The sequence below is a fragment of the Bradyrhizobium lablabi genome, assembly GCF_018129385.1.
Classification (GTDB): domain Bacteria; phylum Pseudomonadota; class Alphaproteobacteria; order Rhizobiales; family Xanthobacteraceae; genus Bradyrhizobium; species Bradyrhizobium lablabi_C.
Window position 1 is genome coordinate 46,927 of sequence record NZ_JAFCLN010000022.1, and the last position, 16,958, is coordinate 63,884.

Here is a 16,958-nt window from a genome sequence, read left to right on the forward strand (position 1 = left end):
CGGCAGATGACGATCACCTCGACCGCAGGCGGGATCGAGAAGCCGGATATCGGCAGCGGCCGGCCCGGCCGCATCGCAAGCTTCCCGCTGCGCCAGCCGATGTTGACCGCGAGCTGCGGCCTGCTTCTCGCCTTCGGCGTGCTCGCTCTGGTGAGCCCCTGGATTACCCCGGATCCGGCGGCGCTCGATCCGCTTGCCCGACTGAGCCCGCCGTCGCTCGATCAGCCGTTCGGCACCGATCAGGTCGGCCGTTCGGTCTTCGCCCGCGCGCTGTGGGGAACGCGCGTGTCGCTTTCGGTCGGGATGGCCGTTGCTGTTGTTACAACCCTCGTCGGCGTGACGATCGGTGTCATCGCCGGCTATTTCCGCGCGGTCGATACGGTGGCCATGCGGGCCATGGACGCCGTCATGGCGATCCCTGCAATCCTGCTCGCGATCGCGCTCGTCGCGTTGATCGGCGCCTCGCCCTTCGTGATCGTCACCGCGATCAGCGTGCCGGAAATTCCGCGCATGGCGCGCGTGGTGCGCGCGAGCGTCCTGACACTGCGCGAGCGGGTCTATGTCGAGGCGGCGATCACCTGCGGCGGGCGCGCGACGACAATCCTTCGCCGGCACATCCTGCCCGGCGCGGCGGGGCCGATCATCGTGCAGACGACCTATGTCTTTGCGTCGGCGATGATCCTTGAATCGATCCTGTCCTTCCTCGGTGCGGGTACGCCGCCTGACGTGCCGAGCTGGGGCAACATGATGTCGGAGGGCCGGCAGTTCCTACAGATAGCGCCGTGGATTCTCGGCTTTCCCGCGCTGATGCTCGCCGTCACCGTGCTCGCCGCCAATCTCCTTGGCGATGCGCTGCGCGACCTGCTCGACCCGAGCCTTCAGGGAGGTGAGGTGCGATGAGCGCTCCGCTTCTCTCCGTCGAGAATCTCGGGGTCACGCTCAATGCGGGAGCCGTCCCGGTTTCGTTGGTCCGCAATGTCTCCTTCTCGATCGATCCGGGCGAAACGCTATGCCTGGTCGGTGAAAGCGGCTGCGGCAAAAGCCTGACGGCGCTGTCCATCATCGGCCTGCTCAACCGCAAGGTCATGCAGGTCTCCTCCGGCCGAATCCTTTTCGAGGGGCGTGATCTCCTCTCGCTTCGCGCCGAAGAAATGCGGCGGCTGCGCGGCGACCGCATCGCGATAGTGTTCCAGGAGCCGATGACGTCGCTTAATCCGCTGCAGCGGATAGGTCAGCAGATCGCCGAGGTGATTGTCGAACACCGCGGCGTCTCTGAAGCCGACGGGCTGCGGCAGGCGCTGCAACTCCTCGACCTCGTACGCATTCCGGACGCGCGGCGGCGGGCAGAGGAGTTTCCGCACCAGCTCTCCGGCGGCATGCGGCAGCGGGTGATGATCGCCATGGCGCTGGCGCTTCGTCCGGCCTTGCTGATCGCCGACGAACCCACGACAGCGCTCGACGTCACCATCCAGGCGCAGGTTCTGACGCTGATCGACGATCTTCGCCGCGAGTTCGGCACGTCGGTGCTGCTCATTACGCACGATCTGGGCGTGGTTGCAGAAATGGCCGATCGGGTCGTCGTGCTCTACGCCGGCACCGTCGTGGAGCAGGCGAGCGCCAACGATCTCTTCGACCGCGCGGCGCATCCTTATACGCGCGGCCTGCTTGGCGCGATCCGGCAGCTCAACAGCGGCAGCCGGGATCGTCTCGCGGAAATTCCGGGCAATGTCCCGAGCCCGGCATCGCTCGGTACGGGTTGCTCGTTCCGTCAACGCTGCGCCTCCGCCATGCCGGTCTGTCATTCCGAAATGCCGCCGCTGTCCGGCGCAGGCCCGCATCAGGCGGCCTGCTGGCTTGGCAGGATTGACGAGGAGATGCCGGCATGAGCGCGGTGCTGGAAGTCTCCGGCCTGACGCAGGTCTTCACATCGCAGAAAGGTCCATTCGGACTCTTCGGCCGGCGCGAATTGCGGGCTGTCGACGGCGTCAGCTTCGCAGTCGGACGCGGCCGCACGTTCTGTCTCGTCGGCGAGAGCGGCTGCGGCAAGACGACGATCGGCCGGCTGGTCGTGCGTCTCCTGAAACCGACCGCCGGCTCCGTCCGCGTCAACGGCGAGGATTTCACTGACCTCGCCGGTGAGACGCTGCGGCGCAAGCGCCGGCAGATCCAGATGGTGTTCCAGGATCCGTTCGCCTGTCTCAATGCGCGCATGACGGCCGCCGAGATCGTCGAGGAGCCGCTCCTGAACTTCGGCATCGGCGATGCCGTCTCGCGCCAGCGCAAGGTCTTGCGCCTGTTCGATCAGGTCGGCCTGCCGCAGCATTTCCATTCCCGCCTGCCGCACCATCTATCCGGCGGGCAACGCCAGCGCCTCGGCATCGCCCGGGCGCTCGCGGCGGAGCCGTCGCTGATCGTCGCCGACGAGGCCGTCGCCGCGCTCGACGTCTCGATCCGTTCGCAGATCCTCAATCTGTTGAAGGACGTGCAGCGGGAGATCGGGATTTCCTATCTCTTCATCTCGCACGATCTGTCCGTGGTGCGTTATCTCGCCGACGACGTCGCGGTGATGTATCTCGGCGCGATCGTCGAGCAGGCGCCGGCAGAGGCGATGTTCGCTGCGCCGGCGCATCCCTATACGCGCGCACTGATCGATTCCGTGCCGGTGACCCATCCGCGCAATCGCCGCCGCCGTTTGCCGCTCGAAGGGGAGATACCGAGCGCTGCTGCGTTGCCTTCCGGTTGCCGTTTCCGGACGCGCTGTCCCTTCGCCACGGACATCTGCGCGCAGCAGGCGCCGCCGATGACCGAGATCGCGGCCGGCCACTTCGTCGCTTGCCATCATTCGCAATCACTGCCGCCGCCGAACGTCTCGCGCCCCGGCGCGGCCGAAGACATTGCAGTCGTTCAAAAACAGTGAAACGGGAGGAGTACCGAAATGAAAGCGCCGAATAGACTGTTTGCCGTCGTCGTCGCGGCAGGCTTGCTGGGTGCCGTGTCGCCCGCCCGCGCCGAGACGGTTCTGAAGATCCGGCCGTTCGGCGATCTCAAGCAGATCGATCCCGTCATCACGTCCGACTATATGGTGCGCAACCACGGCTACATGGTCTACGACACGCTGTTCTCGCTGGACGAGCAACTGGCCGCACAGCCGCAGATGCTTGAAGCGTGGTCGGTCAGCAATGATCAGCTCACCTACACATTCACATTGCGTGGCGGCCTGACCTTCAGCAACGGTCAGCCGGTGACTGCGGAAGATGCGGTCGCTTCGTTGAAGCGCTGGTGGCAGCGCGACGGCCTCGGCCAGCAGCTTGCCTCCGTCAGCGACGGCCTGACCGTCAAGGACGAAAAGACTTTCGAGCTGAAGCTCAAGCGTCCGTGGGGCCTGGTGATCGAGGCGCTCAGCAAACCGAGCTCCAACGTGCCGTTCATCATGCCGAAGGCAATCGCCGCAACCCCGGCTGATACCGCGATCACCGATGCGACCGGCTCGGGTCCCTTCATCATGAAGAAGGACGAGTGGGTCCCGGGCTCCAGGGTGGTTTATGTGAAGAACCCGGATTACAAGCCGCGTCAGGAGCCGGCGAACGGCCTGGCCGGCGGCAAGATCGCCAAGGTCGATCGCGTCGAATGGCACTACATTCCGGATGCGCAGACTGCGCTCAACGCGCTGCAGGCCGGTGAGATCGACCTCTTCGAGGAAGTGCCGCCGGACTTTTTGCCGACGCTCGCGGGCAATCCCGACATCAAGACCATGCCGCAGGATACGCTGGGCATGCAGATGGTGTTCCGCATGAATACGGCGGTGCCGCCCTTCAACAACCAGAAGGTCCGTCAGGCGATCAGCTACATGATCGATCAGGAGAAGTTTGCGCGGGCCTATGTCAGCGATCCAAAACTCTACAAGAACTGCCCGAGCTTCTTCATGTGCTCATCGCCCTACTTCACGGCAGAGGGCTGGGTGAAGCCGGATCTCGAGAAGGCCAGGAAGCTGATCGCCGAGAGCGGATATGACGGTACGCCGGTCGTGGTGCTGCACGCCACTGAAAGCGGCCCGACCAACACGTTCAGCCTCGTCGCCGAGCAATTGATGCGGCAGATCGGTCTCAAGGTCGAACCGCAGGCGATGGATTGGGGCACGCTGGTCGGACGCCGCGCCTCGAAGGAGACCGTCGACAAGGGAGGCTGGTCGCTTTTCATGTCGGGGCCGACGGGCGCGGACATGTTCGAGCCGGTAGGCCATCTCGCCCTTCGCGCCAACTGTGAGAAGGCATGGTTCGGCTGGCCCTGCGACGAGACGATCGAGAAGCTGCGCAGCGACTTCGCACTGGCGACCGACGCCGGGCAGAAGAAGAAGATCGCGACCGAACTCCAGCTTCGGGCAGTGGAATACGTGCCCTATTGGCCAGCGGCGCAGCTTTACCTGGTGCGTGCCGTGCGTAGCAACGTCGACGGCATCCTGAAGGCGGCGGTCCCGGTCTATTGGAACATCGCCAAGAAGTGATGCTTGCAGACCTGAGCGTCGGGTTTCGCGGCGCTCAGGTCGCCCGGCTCGTTGCCTTGGCGCGCGCGGCCGTAACGAAGATAATTGATAGTCAGATCAATCGGCCAAACCGACGGCCGAGATACCTTTGACGCGGCTTCTCCAGCTTGATGGTGGTATACCCAGGTGGTATCAGTCTCCTGGCAATCAAGCCGAGTTGTGCTTGTATGATCTGCGCTTTTCCTTGAGCCGTCGATTTCCTCAGGGAGCGCCATCTGCTTTTGGCCCCGAGCATCGATCTCAGGATACAAGGGACGTGCGAATGCGTGGTGCTGAGAACGTCGTCCGCTTTGGTCCCTTTCGACTCTTCCTTCACCAGCGCTTGCTGCTTGAAGGTGACCGAACGCTGCGCGTTGGAAGCCGTGCCCTCGATACCTTGATCGCACTTGCCGAGCGTTCCGGTGAGCTTGTCAGCAAGGGCGAGCTCATGGAACGGGTGTGGCCGAACGCCCGTGTTGATGAGGGCAGCCTCAGGGTGACTATTTCGGCGCTCCGTCGGGCGATTGGCGACGGGACCGGCGGCCGGCGATATATCCTGTCGGTCTCGGGGCGCGGCTACAGTCTTGTCGCATCGACGTCGTCCGACAGCCTGGACATTCCACCACCGAAAGAAAGCTCCGCCAGAGGCGCGCATAACCTGCCCGTGGCGCCGGCAAGACTGGTCGGGCGGGGTGCCGCCTCTGCCGAATTGGTCGGGCAGATCGGTCAGCACCGCTTGCTCACCATCGTTGGCCCCGGAGGGATTGGAAAAACGTCGGTTGCGCTGGCTGTAGCCGAAGATTTGCTGGCCGACTTCCAGCACGGCGTCTGGCTGGTTGATCTTGCTTCGATCGCGGATGGAAACTTTGTGCCCAATGCGCTCGCGAGCACTCTGGGTATTCCGACGCAGGAAAGGAATCCGCTTCCGGGCCTCGTCAAGGCTTTGCAGAATAAAGAGCTGCTTGTCATACTCGATAATTGCGAACACCTGATTTCGGATGCAGCGCGTTTGGCATCTGCGCTGCTGCAAGGCGCGCCTGGTGTAAAACTACTGGCGACCAGCCGTGAGCCCCTGATTACCGAGGGCGAGCACGTCTACCTGTTGACGCCCCTCAACATGCCGGACTCGTCGCGGCACTTGACGCTGCCGGATCTGGACGGCTACGCGGCGGCCCAGCTATTCATCGAACGCGCAACCGCCCATTCGGGCGAATTCAAGCTCGAAGAATCGGACGCCGATGTGGTCGGCGAGATTTGCCGCAAGCTTGACGGAATTCCGCTGGCCATCGAGTTCGCCGCGGCTTACGTCGCGATATTTGGATTGCGCGGGTTGGCCGCGCACCTGGAGGACGGGCTCAGGCTGCCGTCGCTGCACAGGCGCACGGCTCCCGACCGCCATCGGACACTGCGCGCCACGTTCGACTGGAGCGTCGGGCTCCTTGGTCCATCCGAGCGGACTATCCTGCGGCGGCTCGCCATATTTGCCGGTCATTTTACGTTGACTGCGGCGATCTCCGTAGCGGAGGACGGTGGAAGCACGGAGGCCGAGTTCCTCGATCATCTCGGAAATCTGGTTTTCAAATCGCTTGTTTCAGCCGACATCAGCGGAAGTGTCGCGCGTTATCGGCTGCTGGAAACGACCCGTATCTATGCCATGGAAGAGTTGCGCGCAGCCGGCGAGTATGTTCGAGCGGCAAGAGCGCATGCGGAATATTTTGCTGGCTCGCTCGACGATATGTGGTCCGACAAGGACAAGACCTTTGCCGAAGGAGGGTATCCGGCCCAGAAGGATCAGATCGGCAACGTGCGCGCGGCGCTGCAATGGGCATTTTCGGAGGATGGTGACACTGCGTTGGCCATTCATGTCGGCGCCGGAGCCTCCATGTTTTTCATGCAACTCGGGTTGATGGCCGAAGCTTACGAATGGTCTTCACGCGCCTTGGATGCGATGAACGCCACGCAGCGCCGTACTCGCCAGGAGCTGATGCTGCGATCCGCCTACGCTCAATCCTGTGTCGTGATGCTCGGAAACACCGACACGTCTCTTCGCGCCATCGACGCGTTGATCGCTCTCTCCGCCGAGCTGAAGGACCAGTATGCGCAGATCAGGGCGCTCGGCGGCCACCATATCTACTTGACCCGGACCGGAAAGCACAAGGCGGCCATGCCGGTGGCTGTGCAAGTCTTGCAGATTGCCGAAGAACTGGACGATGCAGTCGCGCGCGCCATGGCGAACGCAATGCTGAGCCAGTCCTTTCATTACGCCGGAGACCAGGCGAAGGCCGGAGCCTGCTTCCGGGCCGTTCTGCAAAACGCTCCGCTCGACCAAAAGATCAACACGCTGAAATATGGTCTGGATCAGCGCGTCCGATCGGTCGCTGTTTCGGCCCGTATTCTGTGGCTTCTTGGCCAGCCAGGCGAAGCCGCCGCGTCCACGCGCCGGCTGCTTGATTTTTCGGAACGCCAGAGCGACCCGATCATCATCGTCATGGCCTGTTATCAGGCATCCGTCGTGACCTCGTGGCTCGGCGATTGGGAGTGGGCCCGGAAAATCGCCGCACATCTGAAAAAGACGAGCGTCGCGCATGCGATACGGCCATTTCCTGAACTCGCAGATTCCTTTGAGGCCGACTTGTTATTCCGGACTGCGGGTGCAGGTCCCGCCTTACCGGCGCTGGAGGCAAGCTTCGAACGGGTGCGTCTGTCCGGCTACAATCCGGCCTATCATGCGCTCGGCCTGATCGAAGCCCTTGTGGGCGTTGGCCGCCATGAGGATGCCAAACGCCATATCGACGAGCGCGTTGCGGACATGCATCAAAACGGTCAAACGATGTTCATGCCGGAATATTTGCGCCTCGAAGCCGAAATTCTCAACGCAAAGGGGCAAGCAGGTGCAGAAGCGGCGTATCTCCGCGCGATCGATCTGGCGAAAAGCCAATCGGCCCTGGCCTGGGAGCTTCGGGCAACGCTCGGACTCGCTCGCCTCTATCGCAGTCAGCATCCCGAGAAAGCCTGGGCGGCGTTGTCATCCGTGTATGGCCGGTTCAGTGAGGGGCTCGAGACGGTGGATCTGAAAACGGCAAGACGATTTCTGGAAGAATCCTTGGCATCCAGCGCAAGCTGAGTTCGGTGTTGGCGCGGGAGTCATGCTCCCTATTCTCGCTGTCTCAGCCTGAAATGCCCGAACGCCGTAGCAATTGGCTTCGTCGCATCCTCCTGCCAAGCCTGCGCCTGGAACGCGACGATGCGCTGGCCCTGCCGGACGATGGAGACGTTCGCAAAACTGTCCAGCGCGCGGCCGGAACGCAGATAGTTGATGGTGAGGCCAATCGGCTTGGGCGGTGTCGCGATGCCGAGTTCGCGTGCGACGCCGACGATCGCTGTGGTCTCCAGGAAGGCGCCGGTAATGCCGCCGTGGATGGCGGGCAGAACGGGATTGCCGATGATCCTTTGCGAAAAGGGCATGTGCAGCACGCCGTCCTCAGTGACGCGGATGCCGAGGCAGCGGGCGAACGGGCTGTTGGCGAACGGGCCTGAATTGTCCTCGGGCGCGTCGAGAACCGGTACCTCGTAGGCCGATCTGTCGCGCAGCATGTTGGCGCGGTTGGCGCCGACCATGAAGCAGGCGGCGGCGGTGGCGACCGGATCCTGCTCAGTCTCCTGGTAGGCGGTCGCGCGCACGAAGGCGATCGAGCGCGTGACGTGATAGCAGATCGAATGCGCCTTGATGTCGAGCCCGGGTTTGGCGGGCTTCTGGTAGTCAATGCGCAGATCGAGGGTCGCGATCGCGCGGCTGCCGTCGAGCGCGAGCTGCACGGCCATGCCGCAGCTTTCATCCAGCATGGCGGTAACCACGCCGCCGTGGATCACGCCGGAACCGGTGTCGCCGGCGAAGACGGATTGGTAGGGCAGGCTGGACCAGGCTTCGCCGCGTTCCGCACGGTCGATGCGAAGTCCGCTGGCGCGGCCATAGAGCGACCGGCGTTCCCCGATCGCTTTCGCGAGTTGTTCGAACGGCAGCGGTTGCCCGTCATAGGTCGAGATTTCAGACATGGCAGCCGTTTAGCATGTTCCCGCGATGGATTGTGTAGCCTTGCGCATGCGACATCAGCATCGGTGGAGGTGGTTGTGGTCAGGAAAATCTGCCTCTATTGGATTCGCGGCGGCTTGCGGGAGTGACGACATGGGCGGCTTGGTGATCAGCGGCGGCCGGGTGGTGGATCCGGCCAGCGGGATGGATGCCATCGGCGATGTGGCACTGGTGGATGGACAAATCGCCGCCGTCGGTACGGGCCTCGGCAGCGCCGAGCGCGTGATCGACGCGACCGGGCTCGTGGTGGCGCCGGGCTTCATCGATCTGCACGCGCACGGCCAGTCGATCCCGGCCGATCGCATGCAGGCGTTCGACGGCGTGACGACGACGCTCGACCTCGAGGCAGGCGTGTTGCCGGTTGCGTCCTGGTATCGGCGGCAGGCCGAAAAGGGCCGCGTGCTCAATTACGGCGCCGCCGCCAACTGGGCCTTTGCGCGCATCGGCGCGATGACCGGTTCCAACGCGGAAAGCTCGCTGGAGGCATTCGGCAATGCCATGCGCGATCGCCGCTGGATCGACAATGTCGCCAGCGACAAGGAAATCGCCGGCATCCTGGATCGCCTGGCGGGCGGACTGAACGAGGGCGGCATCGGCATCGGCATTCTCAACGCCTATGCGCCCGGCGCCGGAGTGCAGGAGCTGACCGCGGTGTGCCAGCTTGCGGCCGCACATAATGTCGCAACCTTCACCCATGTCGCCTACATGTCCCGCATCGATCCCGAGAGCGCGGCCGAGGCTTATATCCGTCTGATCGGCTATGCGGGCGCCACCGGCGCGCACATGCACATCTGCCACTTCAACTCGTCCAGCAAGACGGACGTGGAGCGTTGCGCGGCGCTGATCAAGAAGGCGCAGGCCCAGGGCCTTCCGATTACGGTCGAAGCCTATCCCTACGGCACCGGCTCGACTGTGCTGGCCGCGGCCTTCTTCAGCGACCCCAAGTTCGAGGAACGCAACGGCCTTGGCTACGATTCGGTGCAGCGGGTGACCGATGGCCGGCGCTTTCGTGATCGGCAGGAACTGCTGGCGGCGCAGAAGGAGGAACCATCGACGCTGGTGCTGTGGCATATCCTGGACACCGAGAACAATCCGCATCATCGCGACCTGCTCGACATGTCGGTGCTGTATCCGGGCGGCGCGATCGCGTCTGACGCGATGCCCTGGACGCTGTCGGACGGCAAGGCCTACACCGGCGATGCCTGGCCGCTGCCCGATGATGCCACCTCGCATCCGCGCTCGGCCGGCTGCTTCACGCGCTTCATCCGAGAGTGGGTGCGCGAGCGCCGCGCGCTGTCGCTGCTGGAAGGCGTGCGCAAATGCGCGCTGATCCCGGCGGAGATTCTTTCCGCCAGCACGCCCGCGATGCGCGCCAAGGGCAGGCTCCAGCCGGGCGCCGATGCCGACATCGTCGTGTTCGATTTCGAGACCCTGAGCGACCGCGCGACCTTCTCGGCGATGAACCGTCCGTCAGAAGGCGTGCGGCATCTCATCGTCAGCGGCCAGCCGCTGATATCAGACGGCGTGCTGGATGTGGCGGCAAGGCCCGGCCGGCCGGTGCGCCGGCCCATTGTCGCGGATTGATGGTGCCGGTCCCGATCCTGCTGGTGACTGGTTTTCTCGGCGCGGGCAAGACCACGGTCGTCAACCATTTGCTGGCGCATGCGGAAGGCAGGCGCATCGCCGCCGTCGTCAATGATTTCGGCGCGATCAACATCGATGCCGAACTCATCACCGGGGCCAGCGATGGCGTGGTGAGCCTCGCCAACGGCTGCATCTGCTGCTCGCTGGAAGGCGATCTCCTGCGTACGCTCGCCGCCCTGCTGCGGCGCGACCCGCGGCCGGAGTTCATCGTGATCGAAACCAGCGGGGTCGCCGATCCCGCGGATATCGTGCGCAACCTGATGGATCCCCTGATCTGGCAGGAAGCGCCGCTTGAAACCGTGCTGTGCGTGCTCGACGCGACGACACGCGCGGAGACACTGAATGACGATGCGCTGTTGCGATCTCAGTTGCGCGCGGCCGATGTGGTCGCTCTGAACAAAGTGGATCTGGCGGACGCAGTCACTCGCGCGCAACTGCGCGATGCCGCCCGCGCGCTACGCCCTGCCGCTGTGGTGGTCGACGCGCTGCACGGCGAGGTCCCAACTGCGCTGCTGTTTCCCGTGGATGCAGATCGCGTGCCGGCGCCGCGCGAAGTGGGGCCGCGACGGCCGGCGGCTGACAGCTTCGAGACGCTGAGCTGGACATCCGACCGGCCGGTGTCGCTCCCGCGATTGCAGCAGGCGATCGGGCTGCTGGCGCCAAAGCTCGCGCGGGCGAAGGGATTGTTCGAGACAGCGGAGCAGCCCGGGCGGTTGATGGTGTTCCAGCTCGCCGGCGGGCGCGCGACGCTGGCGCCAGGCGAGGCGCTGGCGCCCGGGGTGCCGCGCGCGCGGATCGTGTTCATTGCCGAGCTCGGAGTTCTCTCGAAGGCCGAGATCGACAAGGTCATGGAAGCGTGCACCGAGGCCGCGTGAGAGGCCGATCCATTCTGTGATCTACTTGGCGCCTGTCACGCGCCAGATGACGTTGCCGACATCGTCAGCGACCAGCAGCGAGCGATCGGGACCAAGCGTGACGCCGACCGGCCGTCCGTAGGACACCTTCTCGTCCGTCGCGAGAAATCCCGTCAGGATATCGCGCGCGGGTCCTGACGGCTTGCCATTCTCGAACGGCACGAACACCACGGCGTAGCCGCTCAGCGTGCTGCGGTTCCAGGAGCCGTGCTGGCCGATCGCCATGCCCTCGGGAAAGCCGGGCAGAGTGCCCGCCGGCATCCAGCACAGGCCGAGCGAGGCGGTGTGGCCGCCGAGCGCGTAGTCGGGTGTGATGGCTTTGGCCACCAGCGCGGAATCCTGCGGCACGCGATCGTCGACGGTCTGGCCCCAATAGCAATAGGGCCAGCCGTAGAAGCCGCCCTCGCGCACGGAGGTCAAATAGTCCGGCGGTGTCTCGTCGCCGAGACCGTCGCGCTCGTTGACGACGGTCCAGAGCACCGACGTCTTCGGCTCCCATGCAAGCCCCACGGCGTTGCGCAGGCCGCTGGCAAAAATGCGGCTGGTGCCACGCTCCAGGTCGAGCTCGTAGATCGCTGCGCGGCCTTCCTCGGCCTCCATGCCCAGCTCGCCGATATTGCTGAGCGAGCCGACGCCGGCATAGAGCTTTTTGCCATCCGCGCTCGCCAACAGGCTGCGCGTCCAGTGCCCGGCGGGTTTGAAGGTGATCAGCTTCTTGCCTGTGGCGGTGATGCGATCCGCGCCGGCCGTATACGGAAAGGCCACCACGCCGTCGGTGTTGCCGACATAGAATGTGCTGCCGACCAGCGCCATCCCGAAAGGCTGGCTCAGTCCTTCCATGAAGATACCGCGCTCCTCGGCAACGCCGTCACCGTCGCGATCGCGCAGCCGCGTGATGCGGTTGGCGCTGACGCCAAGCGCGGCGGCACGGCGCATCGTCGCCTGCATCGCATAGTGGAACACGTTGCGCGGCGTTCCCGCGATCTGCGTCGACTCGGCGATGAGGACGTCGCCATTGGGCAGCACGTCGATCCAGCGCGGATGGTCGAGATCGCTAGCGAACGCGTTGACCTGAAGCCCAGGCGCGGCGACCGGTTTCTGCCCCTCGCTCCAGCCCTTCGCGGTCGGCATCTTGAGCGTCGGGATGGCGCCTTGCGATTTTGCCGCCGGAATCACCGGCGCGCTGCCCCAGGCCGGCTTGGGCGCATCGCCCTGCATCCGGCGCCACAGCAGCGCGACGCCGCCGATCAGCGCGACCAGCCGCGCAAAGAGGCTTGAAAATGTCATGCAATTCTCCTGTCGCGCACACCGCCCGCCGCCATATGTGTCGGCCTTCGCGTCAAATGTCCACCATCGCGACCTCAAGTGACCGTGTATCATGGCTGCCGAGGTCTGGAATTACGGCAGAATCTCGTTTACACGAGCACTCGTCATTTCATTGCGAGTGGCTCTGCAATGTCCTTTCGTGGCCCGACTATGTTGGCGTTGTCTCTTGCCGTCGTTCTCGCATCGGCCGGCGGTGTCGGCTTCATATCAGCTGCCGTGGCGCAGCCTGCTGCGGCCGAGAACAAACAGCCGGACGCGCTCGCTGCCTATAACAGTGCGCTCAGCCGCTTCAAATCGATCCTGCGCGAGCGGCGCGCGCAGATCGATGCGAAGCAGGCGCTGCCGAACCTGCCGGGGCAGGCGGTCTATCTCGCGCGCAACGACGTGATCAGCAGCTACAAGGATCTAACGGATGCGCAGCCGTCGCGGATCGGAAGGTCCAACAAGTTCGGAATGCCGCCGGCCTATTTCGACGCGGACAACGAGCCGCTGATCGACGAGTATCTGAAGGTTTTCGAGGTCATGCAGGCGCCGCCTGCCAATGCGCAGAACTCAGCCACGCCGATCAAGGATGTCGCTGATCTCGCGAGAGCCATCGCACGGGCAAAAGGGCTGGACGCCGCCAACGCGGAGATCGCGGCGCGGATCAGCGTCGGGATGTTCTATGCCGAAACCAACGGCTACCAGAACATCGGCAATGCGCGTTCGAACAAGTACAAGGGCAGTTACCAGACCGGCGTGCCGGAGGATCAGAGCGGCCAGCGGAAATGGGCGGCCATCAAGAGCTCGATTGCCGCCTTCGATCCGCAATTGATCGCGCGCGACGACAAGGAAGAGGCGCGCGCCGGCAGTATGGACCGCCGGTACAATCATTGGACCGGCGTGCGCAACGGCCTGATGAATGCGCATGCCGAGCTGTTCACGCAGATTCCGGGTATCGTAAAGACGCTGCCCGATCCGATCGACCAGATGAAGTTCTTCGAATTGATCCAGATCGTTCCCTCGCCGACGAAATCGGCGCTGCGGTCGGGCAATCTTCTTGCCTACCGGATTTCCGATCCCACCGTGATGGGATATCTGCGCAATAACAGCGTCTTCACCTTTGGAAAATCCGATCGCGCCAGGACGTCTGCGACCATGCGTGAAATCATGGACGGGATGTGGCTGTTCAACAAGAAGTTCGAGACCGCGCTGTCGAAATACGAGGAAACGAAGACGCGATAGGATCTGGTGCACGGGATGCGATCGGTATCATGGCTTAGCCGTCGTCAGATGATGCTGCAAAGCGCGGCCCTTGCCTCGGCGGGGATGTTGCCGTCCGTGCATTCGCCGGCCTTGGCGGCGCGGTCGCGCAAGCCGGTTCAAACCGGCGAAATCGACGCCGCGCTACGAGCCAGGGTCGACGCGAAGGAAGTCCCCGGCATTGTGGCGATGGCCGCGAGCGAGCAATCGGTGATCTACGAAGGGGCATTCGGCCTGCGCAGCATGGCGACGGCGACGCCGATGTCGACGGACACGGTTTTTCGCATCGCCTCGATGGTCAAGCTGCTCACCTCGGTCGCGGCGCTTCAGCTTGTGGAGCGCGGCAGGCTGAAGCTGGACGAGCCCGCCGGCAATATCGATCCGGCGCTGGCTTCCCCGAGAATCCTCAGCGGTTTTGACGCGAAGGGCGCGCCGCAATTGCAGCCGGCGCACAAGCCGGTCACCTTGCGTCACCTGCTGACGCACACGTCGGGCCTGAGCTATCCGCTGTGGGACGCCAACGTCGTGCGCTACCTCAAGGCCGCGCGCGGCAAAAAGGACCTGCCGCGCATGCCGCTGATGTTCGAGCCGGGCACGCGCTGGGCCTATGGCGGCAGCATCGACCGCGTCGGCCGCATGGTGGAGATCGCGAGCGGACAACCGCTCGACCGCTACATTCGCGAGAACATCACCGGTCCGCTCGGCATGAACGACACGTCGCCGACGATCACGGAAAAGCAGCGCGCGCGGCAGGCGAGCCTGCACCGGCATGGCGCGGACGGAAAGCTGGTAGCGCAGCCGTTCGAAAAACTGAACGAGCCGATCTCGTTCTCCGGTGGCGGCGGCATTTATTCGACCGCGCCGGACTATCTCACGCTGCTGCAGGCGCTGCTCAACGGCGGAAATTTTCGCGGCGCCGGCATCCTGCGGCCGGAGACCGTTGCACTGATGGGCAAGAACCAGATCGGCAACATCGAGGCGGGGCGCCTGAAGACGGAAAATGCAGCGCTTTCGAACGACGTTGATTTTTTCCCGGGCGTGCATCTGCGCTGGGGCCTCGGCGGCATGATCAACATCGATCCGGTGCCCGACGGACGCAGGGCAGGCAGCCTGACTTGGGCCGGCCTGTACAACACCTATTACTGGATCGATCCGACGTTGCGGGTGGCCGGTGTGATTATGATGCAGGTTTTGCCATTTGCCGACAGGCAGGCGCTTGCGGCTTATCGGCAATTCGAACGCGGCGTGTGTCACGCATTCAAACCGGCATGAAACCTCTGCGGGAAAATAGCACGAGGCCGATCAGCGTATAACTCCGCTGCCAGCTTCTTATTCCCGAAAAATTTATCCCTTCCCGGAAAACTACGCATATCCGCAGGCAGAACCTTTTCGCCCGAAGCGCAGACTAATTTGCGCTACGGGGATTTTTTCCATGACGTCGTTTCGGCTTACGGACATTGAACAGCTCGCCATCCAGGCAAAGCTCAATCTTTCGCTCGGACGGGAGATATACGACGCCGTTTTCCTGGGGTTTGAGGTGCTGGAGATTGTCGGCGACGAACTCCGGGGATGGGCCCGGTCGGAATATTGCGCGGCGACCATCGACATCCATTTCTCGCGCGAGGTGGCCTTGGCCGCGCAGGCGGTGCTCAAGCAATCCGTGCGTCGCACCAGTTTCCTCATGCGTGGGTTGAAACACGACACCGATGAGCAGCCGGCGTAGAGCGCGGGGCGCGAGCCTTTACACGCCGATGGCGTTCTTCGCCACCACGTCCCGGTAGAAGGCTGCGCTGAGCTTCGGGACCCGGGCTTGGGTCTCGAAATCGACGTGGTACACACCAAAGCGTTTCTCAAAGCCGAAAATCCACTCGAAATTGTCCATCAGGCTCCAGAGGAAATAGCCGCGCACCGGCACGCCCTCTGCGGTCGCGCGCTGCAACTGCAACAGGTAGTTGCGCAGGAAGCTGATGCGGTCGAGGTCATTCACCTTGCCGTCGGCGGTGAGCTTGTCCTCCGAGGAGGTGCCGTTCTCGGTGATGAAGATGTTTTCGATGTTCCAGACTTTTGCAGCAAGCCGCGGCGCCCAGTAGATCACCTCCGGGCCGATGCGCAGCCATTCCGAGTTCATGTGCGGGAACGAGGCCGGAAAGGGCAGCACACTCCAGCCCGGTTTCTTGTCGGAGGCGGCGATGTAGAATTGCGGTGCGTAGATGTTCAGCCCGACGAAATCGTTTTTGGAGCCGATGATCTTCAGTTCGTCGGCGGTGAACTTTGGCGCGTCCTTGCCGGAATAGGCCAGAAAGCCGTCGGTGTATTTGCCCTCGAGGATCACGCCCAGAAATCCGGCATTCAATTCGCGCGTCGCCATTTCGGTGGCGCGGATATGTTCCGGCGTCGCGAACGCCGGCACGCAGGCGGCGATGTTTTCGGCGATGCCGACCTTGGTACCCTTGCGGGCGCTGGCGCGGATCGCCTGCACGGCGAGGCCGTGCCCCAGCACGGTGTGGTGGCGCGCCTGGTTGAGCTCGGCGGTCGGCAGCTTCAGCCCGGGCGCATCGATGCCCCAGCCGTAGCCGAAATTGAGAAAGCGCCCGGCCTCGTTGAGCGTGAAGAAATATTTGACGCGGTCGCTCAGGCGCTCGGCGACGTAGCCGGAATACTCTGCGAATGCCTTCGAAGTTTCGCTGGATTGCCAGCCGCCGACCTTGTCCTGTAGCGCCTGCGGCAAATCCCAATGATACAGCGTCGCATATGGCTCGATGCCATTGGCGAGCAGCTCATCGAGCAGGCGGTTGTAGAAGTCGAGCCCCTTGGGATTGGGCTTGCCGGTGCCTTCCGGAAATACCCGCGGCCAGGCGATCGAGAAGCGATAGGCCTTGACGCCGAGATCCTTGATGAGGCGGACGTCTTCCTTGTATCGATGATAGTGCTCGTTGGCGCGGTCGCCGTTAGTGCCGTCGCCGATCTTGCCGGGCGTGTGCGAGAACGTATCCCAGATCGACGGACCGCGGCCGTCTTCCTTGACCGCGCCTTCGATCTGATAGGACGACGTGGCGGTGCCCCAGACGAAATCCTTCGGAAATGGCGCGGGCGCGTGGCGGTCCTTGCCCTGCTTCGCCTTGCTTTCGGCGGCCTCAGTCGGCGATGCGGTCAGGCCGAGCGCGGCAAGGCCGGCAAGCTTTGCAAAATGCCGGCGCGAAAAGCTGGAAAACATCAAACGCTC

13 protein-coding genes are annotated in these 16,958 nt (G+C 63.7%); 10 read left to right on the forward strand and 3 right to left on the reverse strand.

Annotation, left to right across the window (positions count from 1 at the left end):
- Positions 1 to 6: 6 nt before the first annotated feature.
- From JQ628_RS29545 to JQ628_RS29565, 5 genes are all read left to right on the forward strand, one after another.
- Positions 7 to 900: an ABC transporter permease gene (locus JQ628_RS29545; protein WP_212228629.1), complete on the forward strand. Its 894-nt coding sequence runs from the start codon at positions 7 to 9 to the stop codon at positions 898 to 900.
- Complete coding sequence (locus tag JQ628_RS29550; protein WP_212228631.1) at positions 897 to 1,886, forward strand: ABC transporter ATP-binding protein; 990 nt, start codon at positions 897 to 899, stop codon at positions 1,884 to 1,886. Before JQ628_RS29545 ends, JQ628_RS29550 begins: the two co-directional genes overlap by 4 nt.
- Positions 1,883 to 2,917 carry an ABC transporter ATP-binding protein gene (locus tag JQ628_RS29555; RefSeq protein WP_212228633.1) on the forward strand — a complete coding sequence of 345 codons (1,035 nt, stop codon included), beginning with the start codon at positions 1,883 to 1,885 and terminating at the stop codon, positions 2,915 to 2,917. The genes JQ628_RS29550 and JQ628_RS29555 overlap by 4 nt, the downstream gene beginning before the upstream one ends.
- A gap of 18 nt (positions 2,918 to 2,935) precedes the next feature.
- The gene (locus JQ628_RS29560) at positions 2,936 to 4,501 is read left to right on the forward strand and encodes an ABC transporter substrate-binding protein (RefSeq protein ID WP_212228635.1); all 1,566 of its coding nucleotides are present in this window, start codon (positions 2,936 to 2,938) and stop codon (positions 4,499 to 4,501) included.
- Positions 4,502 to 4,802: 301 nt separating this feature from the next.
- A complete protein-coding gene (locus JQ628_RS29565) occupies positions 4,803 to 7,643 on the forward strand; it encodes an ATP-binding protein (RefSeq protein ID WP_212228637.1) in 2,841 nt (946 codons plus the stop codon).
- Positions 7,644 to 7,672: 29 nt separating this feature from the next.
- Here the strand turns inward: JQ628_RS29565 and JQ628_RS29570 are convergent, their stop codons facing one another.
- Positions 7,673 to 8,572, reverse strand: coding sequence for a hotdog domain-containing protein (locus tag JQ628_RS29570; protein ID WP_212228639.1), 900 nt, complete (start codon positions 8,570 to 8,572; stop codon positions 7,673 to 7,675).
- 130 nt (positions 8,573 to 8,702) lie between these two features.
- Here JQ628_RS29570 and JQ628_RS29575 point away from each other — a divergent pair, with 130 nt between their 5' ends.
- Positions 8,703 to 10,193: an amidohydrolase family protein gene (locus JQ628_RS29575; protein WP_212228641.1), complete on the forward strand. Its 1,491-nt coding sequence runs from the start codon at positions 8,703 to 8,705 to the stop codon at positions 10,191 to 10,193.
- 2 nt (positions 10,194 to 10,195) lie between these two features.
- Positions 10,196 to 11,128 carry a CobW family GTP-binding protein gene (locus JQ628_RS29580; RefSeq protein WP_212228643.1) on the forward strand — a complete coding sequence of 311 codons (933 nt, stop codon included), beginning with the start codon at positions 10,196 to 10,198 and terminating at the stop codon, positions 11,126 to 11,128.
- A gap of 21 nt (positions 11,129 to 11,149) precedes the next feature.
- On the opposite strand, the gene JQ628_RS29585 is transcribed toward JQ628_RS29580, so the two are convergent.
- Entirely contained in the window at positions 11,150 to 12,454 is a 1,305-nt protein-coding gene (locus tag JQ628_RS29585) for a PQQ-dependent sugar dehydrogenase (protein ID WP_212228646.1), read from the reverse strand.
- Between the two features lie 189 nt (positions 12,455 to 12,643).
- On the opposite strand from JQ628_RS29585, the gene JQ628_RS29590 reads away from it, so the two are divergent.
- From JQ628_RS29590 to JQ628_RS29600, 3 genes are all read left to right on the forward strand, one after another.
- Positions 12,644 to 13,717: a hypothetical protein gene (locus JQ628_RS29590; RefSeq protein WP_212228648.1), complete on the forward strand. Its 1,074-nt coding sequence runs from the start codon at positions 12,644 to 12,646 to the stop codon at positions 13,715 to 13,717.
- Positions 13,718 to 13,765: 48 nt separating this feature from the next.
- Positions 13,766 to 15,007: a serine hydrolase domain-containing protein gene (locus tag JQ628_RS29595; RefSeq protein WP_249128583.1), complete on the forward strand. Its 1,242-nt coding sequence runs from the start codon at positions 13,766 to 13,768 to the stop codon at positions 15,005 to 15,007.
- 160 nt (positions 15,008 to 15,167) lie between these two features.
- Positions 15,168 to 15,458, forward strand: a complete 291-nt coding sequence (locus JQ628_RS29600; RefSeq protein ID WP_212228650.1) for a hypothetical protein — start codon at positions 15,168 to 15,170, stop codon at positions 15,456 to 15,458.
- Between the two features lie 18 nt (positions 15,459 to 15,476).
- Here JQ628_RS29600 and JQ628_RS29605 read toward each other — a convergent pair whose 3' ends face one another.
- Entirely contained in the window at positions 15,477 to 16,949 is a 1,473-nt protein-coding gene (locus JQ628_RS29605) for a GH1 family beta-glucosidase (protein WP_212228652.1), read from the reverse strand.
- Between the last annotated feature and the right edge of the window lie 9 nt (positions 16,950 to 16,958).

Coding starts and splice junctions, on each gene's coding strand:
- JQ628_RS29600 (WP_212228650.1), top strand. CDS start 15,168: ATGACGTCGTTTCGGCTTACGGACATTGAACAGCTCGCCATCCAGGCA.
- JQ628_RS29565 (WP_212228637.1), top strand. CDS start 4,803: ATGCGTGGTGCTGAGAACGTCGTCCGCTTTGGTCCCTTTCGACTCTTC.
- JQ628_RS29575 (WP_212228641.1), top strand. CDS start 8,703: ATGGGCGGCTTGGTGATCAGCGGCGGCCGGGTGGTGGATCCGGCCAGC.
- JQ628_RS29595 (WP_249128583.1), top strand. CDS start 13,766: ATGATGCTGCAAAGCGCGGCCCTTGCCTCGGCGGGGATGTTGCCGTCC.
- JQ628_RS29545 (WP_212228629.1), top strand. CDS start 7: ATGACGATCACCTCGACCGCAGGCGGGATCGAGAAGCCGGATATCGGC.
- JQ628_RS29550 (WP_212228631.1), top strand. CDS start 897: ATGAGCGCTCCGCTTCTCTCCGTCGAGAATCTCGGGGTCACGCTCAAT.
- JQ628_RS29590 (WP_212228648.1), top strand. CDS start 12,644: ATGTTGGCGTTGTCTCTTGCCGTCGTTCTCGCATCGGCCGGCGGTGTC.
- JQ628_RS29560 (WP_212228635.1), top strand. CDS start 2,936: ATGAAAGCGCCGAATAGACTGTTTGCCGTCGTCGTCGCGGCAGGCTTG.
- JQ628_RS29570 (WP_212228639.1), bottom strand. CDS start 8,572: ATGTCTGAAATCTCGACCTATGACGGGCAACCGCTGCCGTTCGAACAA.
- JQ628_RS29585 (WP_212228646.1), bottom strand. CDS start 12,454: ATGACATTTTCAAGCCTCTTTGCGCGGCTGGTCGCGCTGATCGGCGGC.
- JQ628_RS29555 (WP_212228633.1), top strand. CDS start 1,883: ATGAGCGCGGTGCTGGAAGTCTCCGGCCTGACGCAGGTCTTCACATCG.
- JQ628_RS29605 (WP_212228652.1), bottom strand. CDS start 16,949: ATGTTTTCCAGCTTTTCGCGCCGGCATTTTGCAAAGCTTGCCGGCCTT.